This is a genomic window from Hyphomonadaceae bacterium ML37 (genome assembly GCA_027627685.1).
In the GTDB taxonomy this organism is placed as follows: domain Bacteria; phylum Pseudomonadota; class Alphaproteobacteria; order Caulobacterales; family Maricaulaceae; genus Oceanicaulis.
The window spans coordinates 2,112,535-2,131,140 of sequence record CP091241.1; the positions used below are offsets into that span (position 1 = coordinate 2,112,535).

General features: G+C 67.0%; 12 protein-coding genes. 9 read left to right on the top strand and 3 right to left on the bottom strand.

Features of this window, described 5'->3' with window-relative positions; translation table 11 throughout:
* Positions 1-223: 223 nt before the first annotated feature.
* The 6 genes from L2D01_10450 to L2D01_10475 all read left to right on the top strand — a co-directional run bounded on the left by L2D01_10450 (position 224) and on the right by L2D01_10475 (position 9,933).
* Positions 224-1,597: an efflux transporter outer membrane subunit gene (locus L2D01_10450; protein ID WBQ09316.1), complete on the top strand. Its 1,374-nt coding sequence runs from the start codon at positions 224-226 to the stop codon at positions 1,595-1,597.
* A 72-nt stretch (positions 1,598-1,669) separates the two neighbouring features.
* A complete protein-coding gene (locus L2D01_10455; GenBank protein WBQ09317.1) occupies positions 1,670-2,935 on the top strand; it encodes an efflux RND transporter periplasmic adaptor subunit in 1,266 nt (421 codons plus the stop codon).
* Positions 2,936-2,958: 23 nt separating this feature from the next.
* Positions 2,959-6,225, top strand: a complete 3,267-nt coding sequence (locus tag L2D01_10460) for an efflux RND transporter permease subunit (GenBank protein ID WBQ09318.1) — start codon at positions 2,959-2,961, stop codon at positions 6,223-6,225.
* 115 nt (positions 6,226-6,340) lie between these two features.
* Entirely contained in the window at positions 6,341-8,377 is a 2,037-nt protein-coding gene (locus L2D01_10465) for a M13 family metallopeptidase (protein ID WBQ09319.1), read from the top strand.
* A gap of 310 nt (positions 8,378-8,687) precedes the next feature.
* Positions 8,688-8,873: a hypothetical protein gene (locus L2D01_10470; protein WBQ09320.1), complete on the top strand. Its 186-nt coding sequence runs from the start codon at positions 8,688-8,690 to the stop codon at positions 8,871-8,873.
* 682 nt (positions 8,874-9,555) lie between these two features.
* Positions 9,556-9,933, top strand: coding sequence for a DUF559 domain-containing protein (locus L2D01_10475; GenBank protein WBQ09321.1), 378 nt, complete (start codon positions 9,556-9,558; stop codon positions 9,931-9,933).
* A gap of 210 nt (positions 9,934-10,143) precedes the next feature.
* On the opposite strand, the gene L2D01_10480 is transcribed toward L2D01_10475, so the two are convergent.
* Both L2D01_10480 and L2D01_10485 read right to left on the bottom strand, forming a co-directional pair.
* Positions 10,144-13,701 carry a hypothetical protein gene (locus L2D01_10480; GenBank protein ID WBQ09322.1) on the bottom strand — a complete coding sequence of 1,186 codons (3,558 nt, stop codon included), beginning with the start codon at positions 13,699-13,701 and terminating at the stop codon, positions 10,144-10,146.
* A 259-nt stretch (positions 13,702-13,960) separates the two neighbouring features.
* Positions 13,961-14,641, bottom strand: coding sequence for an SOS response-associated peptidase (locus L2D01_10485; GenBank protein ID WBQ09323.1), 681 nt, complete (start codon positions 14,639-14,641; stop codon positions 13,961-13,963).
* Positions 14,642-14,683: 42 nt separating this feature from the next.
* On the opposite strand from L2D01_10485, the gene L2D01_10490 reads away from it, so the two are divergent.
* Complete coding sequence (locus L2D01_10490) at positions 14,684-15,097, top strand: NUDIX hydrolase (protein ID WBQ09324.1); 414 nt, start codon at positions 14,684-14,686, stop codon at positions 15,095-15,097.
* A gap of 43 nt (positions 15,098-15,140) precedes the next feature.
* Here the strand turns inward: L2D01_10490 and L2D01_10495 are convergent, their stop codons facing one another.
* Complete coding sequence (locus tag L2D01_10495) at positions 15,141-16,586, bottom strand: M20/M25/M40 family metallo-hydrolase (GenBank protein WBQ09325.1); 1,446 nt, start codon at positions 16,584-16,586, stop codon at positions 15,141-15,143.
* Positions 16,587-16,690: 104 nt separating this feature from the next.
* On the opposite strand from L2D01_10495, the gene L2D01_10500 reads away from it, so the two are divergent.
* Entirely contained in the window at positions 16,691-17,629 is a 939-nt protein-coding gene (locus L2D01_10500) for an FkbM family methyltransferase (GenBank protein WBQ09326.1), read from the top strand.
* Positions 17,630-17,659: 30 nt separating this feature from the next.
* Entirely contained in the window at positions 17,660-18,598 is a 939-nt protein-coding gene (locus L2D01_10505) for a pirin family protein (GenBank protein ID WBQ09327.1), read from the top strand.
* The last annotated feature ends 8 nt before the right edge of the window (positions 18,599-18,606 follow it).

Below are 18,606 nucleotides of genomic sequence, written 5' to 3' on the forward strand. Positions count from 1 at the left end.
TCATGAGAATGTGACGGGTGCGAAACAGGGACCCGGCTGCGGCGATCACGCAGCACGCTTTGCATTGGCCCCTTGCTTCATGACCGCCGCCTGACCCCGGCATGAATTTTTCGTAATTCGAGCAATTTTTGTCGTTTTTCGATAAGTTTTGATTGACTTTCATGAGTACGCGGGTAGGAAGGCCCTGTTGATGTTGTTCCGGTTTGCCAGAAAGTTTTGAGCCTTGATCCTTCGTTCAACCCCCCTGCTCGCCGCTCTGATTGTCTCCGCCTGCGCCGGCGCCCCCATGGGCGGCGCCGACCTGCCCGGCGGCGCCCCGTCCAGCTTCACCGCCCTGCCGCAAGACGCGGCCGCCGCGCCGCAGGACTGGATCGTCGCGCTTAACGACCCGGTGCTGACCGCGCTGGTGGGCGAGGCGATGGACTCCAACCCCTCCCTGCGCGCCGCCCGCGCCGGTCTGGACGCTGCGCGCGCTTCAGCGCGCGCCGCCAGCGGCGCCCGCCTGCCCTCGGCCGACGCCCGCCTCGGCGTGACCGAGGCCGACGGCCCGCTGCAGTCCGGAACCAGCTATTCAGCCGTGCTTGAAGCCAGCTGGACCGCTGATGTCTGGGGCCGTCTCGGTGATCAGGCTCGCGCCAGCGCCCTGTCCGCCGAAGCCGCCAGCGCCGACTGGCGCGGCGCGCGCCTGTCCATCGCCGCCAATGTCGCCCAGGCCTGGTACGGCCTGATCGACGCACGCGAACAGTATCTCCTCGCTCAAAGAGACGTGGAGACGCGCACCCGTCAGCTGGAAAGCGTGGAACGCCGTTTCCAGCGCGGCGTTGTGCGCTCGTCTGACCTGCGCACCGCCCGCTCGGCGCTGGCGTCCAGCGAAGCCGCGCTGGCCTCGCGCGAACGCGCCCGCGACGCGGCGGCGCGCGCGCTTGAAACCCTTTTGGGCCGCTATCCCGCCAACGCGATGACCATGGATGGCGCCCTGCCCGATCTCGGACCGGTCACCGATCCGGGCTCGCCGCAAAGCCTGTTGCAGCGCCGCCCGGACATCGTCGCCGCCGAGGCGCGCATGCAGGCAGCCGGTTTCTCCGCCGAAGCCGCGCGCAAGGCGCTCTATCCCGGCCTGTCCCTGCGCGCCGAATTGCGCGACGCGGCGGCTGATCCGGCCGGAATCTTCGATGCGCAGGATCTGGCGAGCTCGGTCTCGGCCTCGATCCTGGCGCCGCTGTTTCGCGGCGGGCAGCTGCGCGCCGAGCGTGACCGTCAGGCGGCCCTGGCCGAGCAAGCCTCCGCGCGTCTGGTGGAGACCGTGCTTACCGCCCTGCGCGAAGTGGAAAACGCGCTCGACGCCGATGCGCGTCTGGCCCGCCGTGTGGACGCGCTGGCGTCCGCCAGCGCCGAGGCCCAGGCCGCACTGGAACTGGTTGAACAACAATACGCCTCGGGCATCGCCACAATCTTCGAACTGATCGACGCCCAGACCCGCGTCATCCAGGCGCAATCACAGCTGATCACGGCCCGGCGCGAACGCGTCGACAATCGCATCGCCCTGCATCTGGCCATCGCCGGCGGCTTTGAGGCCGGCGCCCGCGACGCGGGTTAGACTTGAAACGCTTTCTCGGCCCGCAAGAGGCCTGCCGGACGGTCACGTCCGCACGACAAGACGAGGTTGGTCATGAATAAATTTGTTGGACGCACGTTGCTCTTCGTCGGCCCGATATTGCTGCTGCTCGTCGCCGCCATCATAGTGTTTGGCGCGCTGATCGCCGGCGCCCCCCAGGCCGAACGCGCAGACCAGGATGTGCGCGCCGCTGCGGTGTTCGTCACCGAGGCCGAGGCGCGGCCCGTAAGGCTGACCGTACGCACCCAGGGTTCGGTCACGGCGCTCACCGAGATTGATCTCACCGCCCAGGTGTCAGGCCGGGTCGCCTTTGTGAACCCGAACTTCGTCCAGGGCGGTTTCTTTGAAGCCGGTGAAGTGCTGGTGCAGCTCGAAGACGCCGATTACCGCCTGGCCGTCACCCGCGCCGAAGCGCAGGTCAGCCAGCGCCGCCAGGGCTTGATCCGCGAGCAGGCCGAATCCGAACTGGCCCGTCAGGAATGGGAAGCGATCGGGCGGGGCGAAGCCACCCCGCTGGCCCTGCGCGAACCGCAACTGGCCGACGCCCGCGCCCAGCTGGCCGCCGCGGAAGCCGGCCTGGCCGAAGCGCGCCTCAACCTCTCGCGCACGCGCATTTCCGCGCCGTTTGCGGGCCGGGTGCGCGACAAAATGGTCGATCAGGGCCAGTTCGTCGGACCGGGCGCACGCCTGGGCCGGGTGTTCGCCACGGCAGTGGCCGAGATCCGCCTGCCGCTGAGCGATCGCGAAATCGCCCTTCTGAACATGCCGGCCGCCTTTCGGGCCAGCGAAGACAATCCCGGCCCTCGCGTGACCTTGTCGGCGGTCAGCGCCGGCGTGGCGCGCGAGTGGCAGGGCGAAGTGGTGCGCACCGACGCCGCCATTGATCCCCAGACCCGCACGCTGAGCGTCTTCGTCCAGGTGCAAGACCCCTATGGCGTCGCCGCAGAAGCCGCCGGCGCGCCGCTGGCCATGGGCCTGTTCGTGGAAGCGCGCATTGAAGGCCAGGAAATCCCCAGCGCCATCGTGCTGCCGCGCAGTGCGCTGCGCGGGACTGATGAGATGTTCGTGGCCGAACGGGACGGGACCTTGTCCATCCGTCAGGTGACGGTCATCGATTCCAGCGCTGAACGCGTCGTGGTGGCCAACGGGATTCAGCCGGGCGACCGGGTGATCACCTCCACCGTGCGCGCGCCGGCGCCGGGCATGGCGCTGACCGCCATGGGCGCCGATGGGCAGCCGCTCGATCAGGACACGCCCGCCGCTGTGCAGCCGGAGGCGCCGCCCACGGACGCGCCCGGCGTCGCGTCGGTTGACGGTTAAACGGAAAGCTGGAGGACACGATCATGGTTCAACGTCCCGAAGAACGTGAACACCGCGGCATCCTGGCCTGGTGGGCGCGCAACTCCGTCGCCGCCAACCTGTTGATGATCATCGCCTTTGTGGGCGGGATCCTGGGCTTCATCCAGCTTCAACGCGAGGTCTTCCCGTCCGGCTCCTTCAACGGCGCCACGGTGTCCGTGGCCTGGCCCGGCGCAGCGCCGCAGGAAGTCGAAGAGCAGATCATCCTGCGCATCGAGGAGGCGGTGGCCAACCTGTCTGGCGTCCACCGCATCACCTCCAGCGCCCAGGAAGGACGCGGCTTCGTCAATATCGAAGGCCAGCGCAATCTCGACGGCGATGAATTCGTCAATGAAATCAAGCTGCGCGTGGACTCGATCAATAATCTGCCCGCTGACGCCTTCCGGCCCGTGGTCAGCCGCTGGGAAAACCAGCAGCAGATGTACATGATCGCCCTGCACGGCGATGTGGAGCGGCGCGAATTGCAGCGCCTGGCGCGCGAGATCCGTGACGAAATTGGCTCCCAGGTCGGCGAAGCCTCCATCGTCAACACCATGGCCTATCTCGGCGAAGAGGTGGCCATCGAAGTGTCCGAAGAGGCGCTGCGCCGCTACGGCCTGACCTTCAACGAGGTCGCCCAGGCTGTGCGCGCGACATCGCTCAACGCGTCGGCCGGCGCCGTGCGCACCGCCCAGGGCCGCATCCAGCTCACCTCGCGCCAGCTGGCCGACACCGCCGAAGAGTTTGGCGACATCATTGTGCGCCAGACGCCGGACGGCTCGACCATCCGCGTGCGCGATGTAGCGCAGGTGACCGACGGGCTGATGGATGTCGACTTCTCCGGCACGTTCAACGGCCAGACCATGGTGCTCATCGATGTGCGCACCACCGGCGATGTCGACGTGGTGCGCCTGTCACAGCAGATGCAGGCCTATGTGGACCGCAAACGCGACGACCTGCCGCCGACGGTGACCCTGTCGAACTGGTTCGACATGTCTGATGTCTACCACTCGCGCATGGACACCATCTCCAGTTCGGCGATGATCGGCCTCCTGCTCGTGCTGATCGTGCTGGTGCTGTTCCTGCGGCCGATCGTGGCCTTCTGGGTCACCATCGGCATCGCCACGGCGTTCGCCGGCGGGCTGATGCTGCTGCCCATGCTGGGCGTCACCCTCAACATGCTGTCGCTGTTCGCCTTCCTGATCGTGATCGGGGTGGTGGTCGACGACGCCATCATTGTGGGCGAAAACATCCACAACCGGGTCGAACGCGGCGAACGCGGGATGACCGCCGCCGTGGTCGGCGTCCAGATGGTGGCCAAGCCTGTCATCTTCGCCGTCATCACCACCATGATGGCGTTCGCGCCCTGGATGCTGCTGACCGGGCCGGAAGTGCAATTCACCCGGCAGATCTCGCTGGTGGTCATCGCGGCCCTCGCCTTCTCGCTGATCGAATCTCTGGTGATCCTGCCCGCGCACCTGTCGCACATGGGTCCCCAGCGCATGACCGGCTTCTTCGGCCCGTTCCTGCGTGTGCAGGAATCCATCGCCAACGGGCTCGTCACGTTTGCGCGCAATGTCTACGCGCCGGTCCTGGCTCTGGCCATCAAGGCGCGTTACTTCACCGTGCTCGCCTTCGTGATGATGTTCACGCTCGCCATCGTGCTGATGAATACCGGCTATGTGCCCTTCCGCTTCATGCCCGAAGTCGAGGACGAGCTGGTCCAGGCGCAGATCGAACTGCCCGAAGGCGCGCCCTGGAGCCGCCTGGAGGAAGTGCGCAACCAGCTGGAAGACGCCACCGTCGCGCTCAACGCCCATTATGACGAACGCTATCCCGGCTTCGAGATGGTGGTGGGCAGCGCGGTGATCGCCAATGGCTCCAGCGTGCGCGCCTGGATCCAGATGGCGAGCCCGGAGGACCGGCCCGAACCCATCCCGATGTCTGAGATTACCCAGACCCTGCGCGACGCCATGGGGCCGGTGCCGGACGCGGAATCCATCGAGTTCAACTTCACCATTTCCGAGAACGTCTCGGGCATCCAGTTCGCCATCAACCACCCCGATCTGGACGTGCTGCGCCTGGCCGCTGCGGACCTGAAGGCCCAGCTGCGCACCTATTCGGCGACCTTTGATATCGTGGACAATCTGCAGACCTCCGCCGAGGAAATGCGCTTCAGCCTGCGTCCCGATGCGCGCGCTCTGGGCCTGACCCTGAACGACGTCACAGGACAGGTGCGCCAGGCCTTCTACGGCATCGAGGTCCAGCGCCTGCCGCGCGGCGGCGAGGATGTGCGCGTGATGGTGCGCTACCCGCGCGAGCTGCGCGACAGCCTCGATGCGGTGCGCGATCTGCGCATCCGCACCCCCGACGGGCGCGAGATTCCGCTGGCGGCCGTGGCTGACGTGGAATTCGCCCCCGGCATCAACCGCATCAACCGGCGCGAACGCCAGCGCACCGTGACCGTCAGCGCCGATCTCAGCGATGAGGACGCAGCCGGCGAGATTCGCCGTGATCTGAGGGAGAACTTCTTCCCGGCCTGGCGCGAGCGCTATCCGGGCGTCTCTGAAGGCGCGCTGGGCGACGCCGAAGGCCAGGCGCAGTTCATGCAGGAGATCGTGATCCTGCAGGTGCTGATGCTGGGCTCGATGTATGTGCTGCTGGCCATCGCCTTCCGCTCCTACGCCCAGCCCTTGCTGATCATGACCGCCATCCCGTTCGCCTTCGCCGGCGCCGTGTTCGGGCATCTCTTCTTCGGCATGCCCATCGCCATGTTCTCCTTCTTTGGCGTGGGCGCAGCGGCGGGGGTGGTGATCAACGACAACCTGGTGCTCGTGGACTTCGTGAACCGATTGCGTGAACGCGGCGTAGGCGCCTTCCAGGCGCTGGTGGATGCAGGCGTGCAGCGCTTCCGGCCGATCCTGCTGACGACTGTCACCACCTTCCTGGGCATTCTGCCGATGATGGCCGAACGCTCCACCCAGGCCCAGTTCCTCAAACCCATGGTGGTCGCCATCGGCTTTGGCGTGGTGTTCGCCCTGTTCCTGACCCTGTTCTTCGTGCCGGCCCTCTACGCGATGGGCGTGGACATCAAGCGCGGCGTGCTGGGCCTGTGGCGCGGCGAGCGCATCCCGGGCATCGGCGCAGGCTGGGAAGGCCGGATCAGCGGCGAAGAGGGCGTGGACGTCGCCGATACGCCCGAAGAGTCGCGCGAGCGGCGCCGTCCGGGTCACGATCACGACCCTGCCGCCGCGCCAAGCCCGGCCGAGTAACGCAGCCGTGACCGCTACAGCCGGTTCCACACTCTGGCCCCGCGCTGTAGCGTTCCGCGTGCTGACAGAACGGCGCCCCTTGAAGGGCGCGATAACAGCCTTCGGGAGATTTGATATGATGAAATGGCTCATGGCCGGCGCGGCCAGCCTGGCGCTCTGCGCAGGCAGCGCCGCGTTCGCTGAAGACGCGCCGCGTTTCGGCGATTACGGGTTTGACGAGGCGGGCATGAACCGCTCGGTCCACCCGGGCGATGATTTCTTCGCCTACGCCAATGGCGTGTGGGCGGACACCACGGACATCCCGTCCGACCGCGCGCGCTACGGCATGTTCGATCTGTTGTCTCTGGAAGTCGAGCAGCAGGTGCGCGCCATCATCCTGGACGCCGCCGAGCGCGGCGGACCGGCCGGCTCCAACGAGCAGATGATCTCTGACCTGTTCGCCAGCTGGATGGACGCCGGCGCCATCGAGGCCGCCGGCCTGGACCCGGCCCGTCCCTATCTGGACGCCATCGCCGCCATCTCCAGCCACCAGGACGCCGCCGCGCTGATGGCCCGGCGCAGCTATTCATCGCCCTACGGCGTGGGCATCGGCGCCGACCCGGAAAACCCGGAACGCTATATCATGCGCGCCGGCCAGTCGGGCCTGGGCCTGCCGACCCGCGACTACTACCTGCTCGACACCGGCCGCTTCCCCGAATACCGCGACGCCTATGTCGCCTATATCGCCCGCATGTTCGATCTGGCCGGCCTGCCGGACGGCGAGGCGCGCGCCCGGCAGATCCTGGCGCTGGAGACGGCGCTCGCCGAGGTGCACTGGACCCGCGAGGATTCGCGCGACGTCACCAAGACCAATAACCGCATGACCACGGCCGAGTTTGTCGCCCTGGCCCCGGCCCTGAACCTGGAGGCCGCCCTCACCGAACGCGGCCTGCCCGCCGAGGCCGAGATCATCGTCTCCCAGCCCAGCGCCATCACCGGCGCCGGCGAGGTGTTCGCCAGCGCCGACATCGAGACGCTGCGCGCCTGGCTCAGCTTCCACTTCCTCTCAGACCGCGCCAGCTGGCTGCCGGCGGCGTTCGACGAAGCCAATTTCGACTTCTTCTCGCGCACCCTGTCGGGCACCGAGGAGCAGCGCACCCGCGAGCTGCGCGGCGTGCAGCTGGTCAATGGCGGGCTCGGTCACCTGGTGGGCCAGGTCTATGTCGACCGCCACTATCCGCCCGAAGCCAGCCGCCAGATGGACCAGCTCATCGTCAATCTGATCGAGGGCTTCCGTGGCCGCCTGGAGCGTCTGGAATGGATGGATGACGAGACCCGCGCCGAGGCGCTGGTCAAGCTGGAGGGCTTCGAGCCGCGCATCGGCTATCCCGAAGTGTGGAACGAGTTCGACGGGCTGGAGCTGCGCGCGGACGATTATTTCGGCAACCGCATGCGCATGAGCGATTTTGCCTGGGCCGAGCAGCTGCGCCGCTTCCCCGATCCGGTGGACCGGCGCCTGTGGGGATGGCCGCCGCAAATCGTCAACGCCAGCTATAGCCCGCTGCAGAACCAGATCACCTTCCCGGCGGGCATTCTGCAGGCGCCCTTCTTCGACATGAACGCCGATGCGGCCATGAATTACGGCGCCATTGGCGCCGTGATCGGCCACGAGATCGGCCACGGCTTTGACGATAACGGCCGCCGCTTCGACGCCGAAGGCCGCATCCGCGACTGGTGGACCGAAGAAACCAACGCCAATTTCGTCGAGCGCTCCGACCGGCTGGTGGAGCAGTACAACCAGTTCTGCCCGTTCGAGGACGAGTGCGTGAACGGCCGGGTCGCCCTGGGCGAAAATATCGGCGATCTGGGCGGCATGCAGATGGCCTATGAGGCCTACCGCAACCATGTGGCCGCCACCTACCCGGGCGGCGAAGCCCCGGTGATCAACGGCATGACCGGCGATCAGCGCTTCTTCCTGGCCTGGGCCCAGGTCTGGCGCACCCTGTTCCGCGACGACGCCCTGCGCGCCCAGCTCGCCCGCGGCCCCCACTCGCCGGGCATGTACCGGGTCAATGGCGTGGTGCGCAATCTCGACGCCTGGTACGAGGCCTTCGGCATCACCGAAGAGCACGCCCTCTACCTGCCGCCCGAACAGCGCGTGCGCATCTGGTAGGCGGATGGCTTGAAGTCAGTGAGAAGGCCCGGCCCCAGCGCCGGGCCTTTTTGCGTTTGGGATCAAAACAACCCATCTTGTTTTCCCGGCCGACCCCGGACTTGATCCGGGGGAGAGCCGGGACCCATCCACCATTCCCCTCCACCCCGGAGGCGGCTCCAACCTGTCGGGATGGATCCCGGATAGCCGCTGCGCGGCTTCCGGGAAAACAAGGGGTTAGGAAGACGGTGTAGAGCAACCCCCCATGAAACCGTTACCGGCCTGCCCCCGTTTCTGGCATAGTCAGGGCCAACATTGAGGAGACCGTCCCATGACCCATCTCGCCCGCATCACCGCCGCCGCCCTTGTCGCCGCCAGCACGCTGGCCCTGACCGCCTGCAACACCATCCAGGGCCTCGGCCGCGACGTCACCCGCACCGGCGAAGTCCTCGAAGACGTCACCACCGACGCGTCCGATGTGATTGAAGCGGCGCCGGAGGTGCAGGCGGCGCCTTGATTGGCTGCCGGCCTTTCCAGATCAAACGCCCCGTTCCAGCCTCCTCTCCCCTCTCTCTGAGAGGGGAGAGGGTGGGGTGAGGGGTGTGCGGACGGTTCATACAGACGCGGCTGCGCAAGGTGACCCGGATAGGTCAACCCCCTCACCTACCCTCTCCCCCACGCGTGGGGGAGAGGAAGCCTCAACGGCGCGTATTTATCGGTGGGGCCAGGCGCTTGCTTTTCCTGAAAGAAGCGCCCCGTTCCCGCCCCCTCTCCCCCATTTATGGGGGCTGAGCCCTCAGAGATTGATCAAGTGGATCAATCGAAAGGGCGAAGGTTAAAGGTGAGGGGGTTGCAGACGGTCCAGCCCAACGCGGCCAGCGCAAGTTGAGCCGGAGAGGCCGCCCCCTCACCCTACCCTCTCCCCCACGCGTGGGGGAGAGGAGGCCTCTACGATGCATGTTTATCGACGGGGCCAGGCGCTTGCTTTTCCTTAAAGAAACGCCCCGTTCAAGCCCCCTCTCCCCTCCTTGAGGGGAGAGGTAAGGTGAGGGGTGTGCGGCGGTGCAGCTAGGCGCGGCGACGATCAGTGAACCGGAGAAGTCCGGCCCCCCCTCACCCTACCCTCTCCCCCATGGTCATGGGGAAGAGGGAACCTCAATCTACTTTCGCCTTACAGGCGAATGCGCCATGCTTGTTTCATGGCCCGCCCCAAACCCATCGCCCATGCGCGCCGGTTAAGACGCGATCAGACCCGCTTCGAGCGGCGGCTCTGGTCTCTCCTTAGACAGCGGCCCGAGGGGCTGAAATTCCGCCGCCAGCATCCGGCCTGCGGCTTCATCGCCGACTTCGCGTGCGTGGAAGCCCGCCTGATCATCGAGCTGGACGGCAGCCAGCACGCCGATCAGCTGGCCGCAGACGCCCGGCGCACCGCCATCCTGGAGGCGGCTGGCTGGCAGGTGATGCGCTTCTGGAACCTGGCGCTGGACGAAGCGCCGCTCATGGCCGCCGACCACATCATTGAAACGGCGCGGATGCGCATCCGGGCGTTTCACTGGGGGCGGCAGAGCCCGGACTGACCCGAGCCCCCTCACCCTACCCTCTCCCCCACGCGTGGGGGAGAGGAGGCTTCAGGCGCCGCGCTCTTGGCGGCGGGGCCAGGCGCTTGCATTTCCGGAACAAACTCAAGCGTCAAAGCCCCCTCTCCCCTCCCCGAGGGGAGAGGTAAGGTGAGGGGTGTGCGGCGGCCCAGCCAGACGCGGCTGCGCAAGGTGGGGCGGAGACCCCCCTCACCCTGCGCTGAACCAGCGGCCGTCCTCGGTGGCTTCGGTCTGGCCGATGGCGGCGAGGATGGAGAGCATGGCGTCTACCCGGGTGATCTTGGCCCTGGTGTTCTTGCCGGCGAAGCGGCTGGCGATATCGCGCGATGACAGGGGGGTGGCGGCGCCGGCGACCAGCGCGCGCACCGCGCGGGCAAGCTCGCCCTGATCGTCGGGCAGGCGCGGGCCGGAGGCGTCCGGCGCCGCGGCGCCCACATCCATCTCGCCCTGCGCGTCGGCCACGCGGGCGGCGCGGCCATCGGGGTTCTGGAAATCGGGGCGCAGCCAGCGGATCACCCCGCGCGCCTCTTCGGCTGCGCGCTCATGGTTCAGCGCCACCAGACGGGTCAGGATCTCTTCCTCGTCCAGATCGGCGGGCCAGCCATAGGCGTCCGCCACCGCCGCATCGATCTGGTCGTGAATGTCCTTGAGCACCCCGACCAGCCCCGCCTCATAAATCTCGCGCTCGGCGTCGGTCAGGGGCGGCTCGCCTGCCTTCCCTGACTCCAGCGCGCGCACGCGTTCGAGCACGTTGTAGAGCTTCGTCATGGTCAGGAAGTCGTGCTTCTCCAGCCGCTCCTTGCGGAAGGCATCCAGCCGCTCTCCCAGCGCATCGAGACGGGCTTTCAGCTCCGGCTTTCCGGTGAGGTCGGGGAAGGGGAAGGGATCGAAGCAGGTGCTGTGGGTGTAAACGGGATCGTTGCCGACGCCTTGCCAGTTTCCGCGCGCGAGTGAAAATACAACATGGATATTTGAACTTAAAATTGACAATGCCGATGCATCACTGACTGCAATAGAGCGAATTTTTTGATCAACCTTAGAATCATTATCAAGAAAAATGAAATATCTGTGCTTTGCAGTTTCTGGCGTTGAAATATATCTGCTTAAACCACTCAACGCCATACGCATTTTTGTGCCGGGGCGCCCAAACAACCACCAATTATCGCGGCGTTCTTTCATTTTATTTTGGTCGCGCTCTGGCTTTACATTATCTCTTAGATGCTGAACGAGACCCGGTGCAATATCAACTGCCTGAGATAAACTTAGACCATGCAAATCAATTACAAAAATACCTCTCGATCTCTGAGCCAAATCTCTCCCATTCAGATATGGGAATATAAAATGCTCTGAATTGGGGTCAGATTTTTTGAATCGGATAGCCTGCTCTGAGCTTATGAAGAAGCCAGTTCCATAGGGCATAAACCCTTTGTGCCCTAGATTTTCATTTGATTTTAAATTGACGACGCTCGAAACAAGGGCTCCGATTTTTAGCGTCGGCCTGATCAGCCCCGTCCGCGCCCGCAACTCCACCTGCGGCGCATCGGTGTTCAGGCCCGCCTCATGCACCACCTCCGCCAGCACGCCCTCGCGTTCTTCGCCCGGCGCCACCACCGTCATGGCGATGCGCACGGCGGCCTTGTCGGCGCTTTTCATCCAGGGATGGTCGGGGATGGCGTAGAGGATGGAGAGCGGCGGCTTGCCCGACAGGGCGGCCTCCACCACGCGCCGGTTGAAGGTCTGGCGCAGGGAATTGGTGGTGATGAAGCCGAACCGGCGCGGCGTTTTCGCTTTCGCTTTGGCCGCTTTCGCCGTCAGATCGGCGGCCTTGCCCCACCAGTACATCACGAAATCGGCCGAGCGCGGCATGGCCGGATAGGCGCTCCACAGCGCCTCGGTATAGCCATCGCCCAGTGATGCGCGCAAATCCTTGCCGCCAATAAAGGGCGGGTTGCCGATGATAAACTCGGCCTTCGGCCAGCTCGTGGCTTTGGCCTTGGGGTAATCCATGATCTCCACGCGCGCGGCCTCGTCGGGCACGCGCTCGCCGGTGACCGGGTGATCCTTGTAGCTGACCCCGTCCCAGCGCGTGACGGGCTTGCCGTCATCGCCGGTGCGCAGCACCGGATCGCCATGGTCCATGAGCGCGTCGCGGCATTCGATATTGTGAAAATCGCGCAGGACCGGATCATAGATGAAATCGATGCCGCCCGATCTGACCTGCCACTGGATATAGCCGATCCACAAGACCAGCTCGGCGATGGCCGCGGCGCGCGGATTGATCTCCAGCCCCAGAAACTGGTGGGGATCAATGGAATGATCGCGGTATTCGGCGCGGGCGCGCCCGCCCAGCTCCACGATCATGTCGACCACTTCGCCTTCCAGGCGCTTCATGCGCTCCATGGCGACATAGAGGAAATTGCCCGTGCCGCAGGCCGGGTCCAGCACGCGCACTTCGCACAGGGCGCCATGGAAAGCGCGCAGGCGCTCCAGCGCTTTGTCCTTGCGGTCCGCATCCAGCAGGGCCTGCACCTCGGCGCGGGCCGCCATCCAGTCCTCGCGCAGCGGCTCCATCAGGGTGGGGGTGATCAGCCGGTCCACATAGGTGCGCGGGGTATAGTGCGCGCCCAGCCGGTGGCGTTCGCGCTTGTCCAGCGCCTGTTCCAGCAGCGTGCCGAAGATGGCCGGCTCCACCTGGGTCCAGTCCTGTCTGGCCGCGATATACAGCTCTGACAGCATCTCGGCGGTCAGCGGCAGGGCGCGCGCATCCTTGAACAATCCGCCATTGAAGCGGCGCACCGGCTCGCGCAGCCAGCCCGACAGGGCGGCGCCGGTATTCATCTCCTTCCACAGCGCTTCCAGCGCGATATGCGCCTTGGACGGATCGGCCTTCAGATCAGACAGCAGACGGGTGAAGGACGCCTTGGGCAGCAGCGCCACATCCTCGGCAAACATGGTGAACAGGCAGCGCATCAGGAACAGGGCGACCTGCTCGGCCTCGTGCTTTTTCTCCAGCTCGCGCGCGACGATGGCCAGGCGCGCGGCGATGTCCTTGGTGACCTCGGCGGTCTTGCGGGCCGGATCTATGGCGTGGGGATCGGTCCAGACCGCGCGCAGGCGGGCGCAGGTTTCGGGCTTGCGCAGATCGTCCAGCAGGATGCGGAAGCCGCGCCGGTCGGGGAATTGCTCATACGCCTTTCCCTGCCCGGAGAAGTCGGCATAGAGCTCGAAGCAATAGCCGATATCGGCCACGATCAGGAAAGGCGGCCAGCCATGCTCGCGCGGCAAATCCTTGGCGTAGCGTTCGGCCTGTCCGCGGGCGCGCTGCATGGCCGTGATCCAGCCATCGGTGCCGCGCCGGGCGGTGCCCGCGCGCGCCTTGCCGGCTTCGGCGCCGAACATGTCCACCTGGGCCGCGCTGGCCGTGCGGTTGCCTGCGCCCGATGAGCCCTGCTTGGCCTCCAGTACGAAGCAGCCGCGCTTGTACAGATCGATCCGGCGGCTCGACTGGCTGCCATCGTCATGCAGGCGGGTGACCTGACGCTCGAAGACATAGTCGTTGAGCGCGGTTTCCTCGCGCGAGGGATCGGGACGGGGCACGCCGATCAGGTCGCAAAACTCGTTGAGGAAGGTCTGCGTATTGGCCAGCTCCCCGCCGCCGGACTCCTTCCAGCGCGCAATGAACGCCTCCACCGCTGCGGCAGGCGGCGCATCGTCAGCAGGCGGGGCATTGTCAGGCGGTGTCGTCATGGATTCGGGCTCGGGCTTCAGGCTCAGGCTGCATCGGGCGCACGCAAGGACGCTAGCCCGCTTCCGTGCACGCTGGAAAGCGGTTTAACCCCTTATCCACCCCCGCCCCGCGCCGGTATAGGCTGCGCGTCATGACTCATGGAGCTCCCACCCCGTTGGCGCCGGGCGCAACACGGCCTCTGCAAGGCCTGGCGCACCAGCGGGAGGGTGGTGATAACAGTAATAAGAACCGCCCCCGCCCCCGACTCTCACCAAACTCTCACCCGCTCTCACCCGCATCCGCGATCTCCACCTTGTCCGTGAGGCCCGCATCATTCTCCCGCGCCGCATTGACCCGGCGGCTGACCGGGCGGGCGTGCAGGGATGCGTCGGCCAGGGGCTCGAAAAAGGGCTCGGGGGGCGTGTCCGGGTCCAGCCAGGCGCTGAACGCGCCGCGCTCCAGAATCACCGGCACACGGTCATGGAGCCAGGCGGTGTCCGGCCCCGCCGCGCGCGTCAGGATGGCGAAGCTGTCGATGCGGTCCGCGCCCTCGCCCCAGCGCTCCCAAAGGCCGGCGAACACCATCGGCGCGTCGTCGGTGCGGGTGATGTACCAGGGCTGTTTGCCGTCGGGGCCGGACTGCCATTCAAAGAACCCGTCGGCCGGAACCAGCGCCCGGCGGCGCTTCAGGGCCGTGCGGAAGGTGGGCTTTTCGGCCGCCGTTTCACTGCGCGCATTGATCAGGGGCTTGGCGCCTTTCGGCCCGGTCTTCGACCAGTGCGGCACCAGCCCCCAGCGGATCGCCGACAGGCGCGCGGCCCCGTCCGCGCCCCGGCGCACCACGGGAAGCGCCTGTGTCGGCGCGGCGTTCCAGTTGGGCTCCAGATTGGGCCGGTCTTCGGTTTCGAACAGCTCGCCCATCTGGTCGAGCGTCAGGCTTATGACATATCGTCCGCACATGACCGCCTCGTCCCTTCCCCGCCCACTCAAGGGTGCCCACCCGTGAGCGTCAAGCCGCGCCCTGTCGTCAGCGTCGGCGCCGTGGTGTGGCGCGGCGATGACGTGCTGCTGATCCGGCGCGCCCGCGCGCCGTTCCAGGGCCAGTGGTCCATCCCCGGCGGCAAGGTGGAGTTTGGCGAAACGCTCGAAGACGCGCTGGTGCGCGAAGTGCGCGAGGAGACCGGGGTGGAGATTGCGCTGACCGGCCTCATCGGCGTCTACCAGTCCATCGAGGCCGAGCGCCATTTCGTCATGATCGACTGGTGCGCGCACTGGATCAGCGGCGAGCCGCGCGCCGATGACGACGCGCTGGAGGCGTGTTTCGTCCCACTGGACGAAGCGCTGGCGCGTATCGGCTGGGACACGACCCGCACCGCCGTCAGCGACGCCGCGCGGCTGCGCACGCCACCCGGCTGACCCCGCCTGAGCAATCTCAGGACGGAGCCATTTGGGACCAGAGTTACTGCGACGGCTCGCCGTCGTCCGCCTCATCGGCGTCAGGCCGGGCGCGGAAGTCGACATCACTGTCGGCGACCAGCCAGGTGAAGATCGTCCAGGCGGCGACATTCTGGGCCATTTCCTCGGGGACGATCTTGTCGAACGTGTCATTGGGCGTGTGGTGGAACTCGAAATAATCCGTCCCGTCCTGATCCAGCCGCGCCATGGGCACGCCCATGGCCGCCAGCGGGATCATGTCCGGCCCGCCGCCCGAGCTGTTGCCGCCGCGCTCAATGCCCAGAAACGCCAGCTCGCCGTGCATCGCGTCAAAGAAGCTCACGGCGTGCTCGCCAACGCCCGACGACAGACGCCAGACCGGGCGCGCGCCGAAATCGGATTCCGATCCGATGATGTGCTGGTCCACCGTGCCGTCTTCCACGCGGGCGCTGGCATAGGCGCGCGCGCCCACCAGGCCGACTTCCTCGGCCCCGAACAGCACCACGCGGATGGTCCGGCGCGGGCGCTCGCCCGCCTCCATGATCAGACGCGCCGCCGCCGCGACAATGCCCACGCCCGCCCCATCGTCCAGCGCCCCGGTGCCAGTGTCCCAGCTGTCGAGGTGTGCGCCGATGATCACGATCTCCTCGGGCGCTTCGGATCCGACGATCTCGCCGATGACATTGCCGCTGGTCACCTCACCGCGCCACCCCGAATGGGTGCGCAGGGCCACACGGATGGTCTCGCCCGAGGCGTGGATGCGTTCAATCTGGTCGGCGTCCGGCGCCGAGACCGCCAGCGCCGGAATCTCCGGCAGGCGCTGGGCAGGAAAGCTCATCATCCCGGTATGGGCGAAGCGGTTGGACGATGTGCCCACCGACCGGATCAGCAGGCCCACGGCGCCGCGGTTCTCCGCCTGGATCCAGCCTTGCGTGCGCTTGCGGTTGGCCCAGCCATAGCCCTCGCCGGTGCGCGCCGCAGTCATGCGGTCATTGACGAACACCAGCTTGCCTTCCAGCGCATCCTCCGCGCCGTCAAATTCCAGCAAATCGTCAAAGCTGGCGAAGACCACGATCTCCGCTTCCAGCCCGCCTTCAGGCGTGGCCGCCGCGCCGCCCAGCGAGGTGGCGTAAAGCTCCTGCGGATAGGGATGGGTGATCGCCACTTCCTCAAAGATGGAATGGCCGCGCGTCCACAAGTCCATCGGGAAGTCCTCGACCCGGACGTTTTCAAAGCCCAGCCCGGTCAGCATCTCCACCGCCCAGTCGCGCGCGCGCGCTTCCTGCGGCGTGCCCGCCAGGCGCGGCCCGATTTCGGTGGTCAGCGACTCAGTGATCTCATAGGCGAGATTGCTCTCCAGCGCCGCCTCGGCCAGAGCGCGGGCATGGGCGCGCGCGTCGGCCGGCAGTTCGGCTGCGTGGGCTGGAATGGACAGAAATACGGCCGCAGCCGCCGCGATCGCCAGGCGCATGACGGGATCTCCCAAGCTTTTCATGACGCCATCGTAATGACATCGCCCCCGGCTGCAAACCGTGCGTGGTATGCGCCGCGCAGGACGCGCGCTATAACGCTGCCATGAACGACGCACACGACGCCCCGACCGTCCCGGCCGAGACCGGCAGCGAGGCCCGCCGCAAGGCCCCGGCGCGCCCGCGCGCACGCTCGGTCACCACCACGGAACCCGATCCCGGCTATGGCCGCTTCACCCCTGCCTGGTTTGGTCAGGCGGCGCGGGGGCTGGCCTCCCGCCTGCCCGCCAACCGGACCGGGCTGCGCCTGGCCGGCGCGCTGCGCCCGGCGGCGCTGGCGGGGCTCAAAGGCGACGCCGCGGACGTGCACGCCTTCGGTCTGTCGCTGCGCCTCTACCCGCGCGACAATCTCAGCGAAAAGCGCGCCTTCCTCACCCCGCAATGCTTCGACCCGCACGAGCTCGCCGCCCTGCGCGCCGCCATGGGGCCGGGCAAGGTGTTCATCGATGTGGGCGCCAATGCCGGGCTGCATGCGCTGGTGGCCGCCCATGCCGGCGGTCCGGCCAGCCGGGTGATCGCCGTGGAGCCCCAGAGCCAGATGCGCCGGCGCATCGCCTTCAACGCCCGCCAGAACGGTTTGGCGAACATCGACATCTCCGGCGTTGCGCTGGCCGATTATGAGGGCGAGGACGTGCTGCGCTACGTGCCCGGCAATCTCGGTGGCGCGGCCCTGGCCGGCCTGCCGGCGCCCGGCGGCGAAGCGGTGCGCGTGACCACGCTGCCCCGCCTGATGGATGAAATGCGCGTGGAGAAAGTCCACGCCCTCAAGATCGACGTGGAGGGCGGCGAGGCGGCCATCCTGCGCGCCTTCTTCGCGGGCGCAGACCGCGCGCGCTGGCCCGATATCATGATCCTGGAGCGGGCTGATCTGGCCGGGCGCAATGGTCCCGATGCGGCCCAGCTGGCGCTGGGGCGCGGCTACCAGATCGTCGAGACCACCCGCATGAACCAGATTTTGCGCCTGACCCCGGACGGGGCCAGCTAGACACGCCAGAACCACAAGGGGGCGCGCACCATGGCCGAGCTTGATTTCATCCTGACGGGGCGGCGCAAGGATCTGGGCGGATTTTCCGTCTCCCGCGTCCTGCCCTCGGCCAAGCGCCGCCGGGTCGGGCCGTTCGTCTTCCTCGATGAAATGGGCCCTGCGGCCTTCGCGCCCGGCGATGGCGTGGACGTGCGCCCGCACCCGCATATCGGCCTGGCCACCCTGACCTATCTGTTCGAAGGCGAGATGGACCATGCCGACTCGCTGGGCGTGCACCAGACCCTGACGCCCGGCGCGGTCAATGTCATGGTCGCCGGACGCGGCATCGCCCACAGCGAACGCACCGGGACAAAGGCGCGCGCCGCCGGGCACGCCCTGCACGGCATCCAGGCCTGGATCGCCCTGCCGGACGACGCCGAAGAGGTCGCCCCCGCCTTCCATCATCACGACCCGGAAGAGCTGCCCCGGTTCGAGCGCGGCGGCGCGCAGATGCGCCTGATCCTGGGCGAGGTGTGGGAGCACCGCTCGCCGGTCAAAACCTACTCGCCCCTCATCTATATCCACGCCGACGCGCCCGCCGGTTCAGCCATCGACCTGCCACGCGGCCATGGCGAGCTCGCCGCCTATGTCGTGTCAGGCCTGATCGAAACCGGCGGCGAGCCGGTGAGTGCGGGCCATATGGCGGTGTTCGCGCCCGGCGAAGCGCCGGTGATCCGCGTGCGCGCGGACAGCCGCCTCATGATCCTGGGCGGCGCCAATATCGGCGAGCGCCATATCGACTGGAATTTCGTGTCCTCCAGCAAGGCCCGCATCGAGCAGGCCAAGACCGGCTGGCGCGCGAGCATCGCCGGCGGCTTCAAAAACACGCCCTTCGCCCTGCCCCCCGGCGAACGCGACTGGATCACCCTGCCCGGCGACCCCCAGCCGGGGTCGCCGCCGGCGCAGACGGAAGACTGCCCGACGAGTTGAGGGGGCGG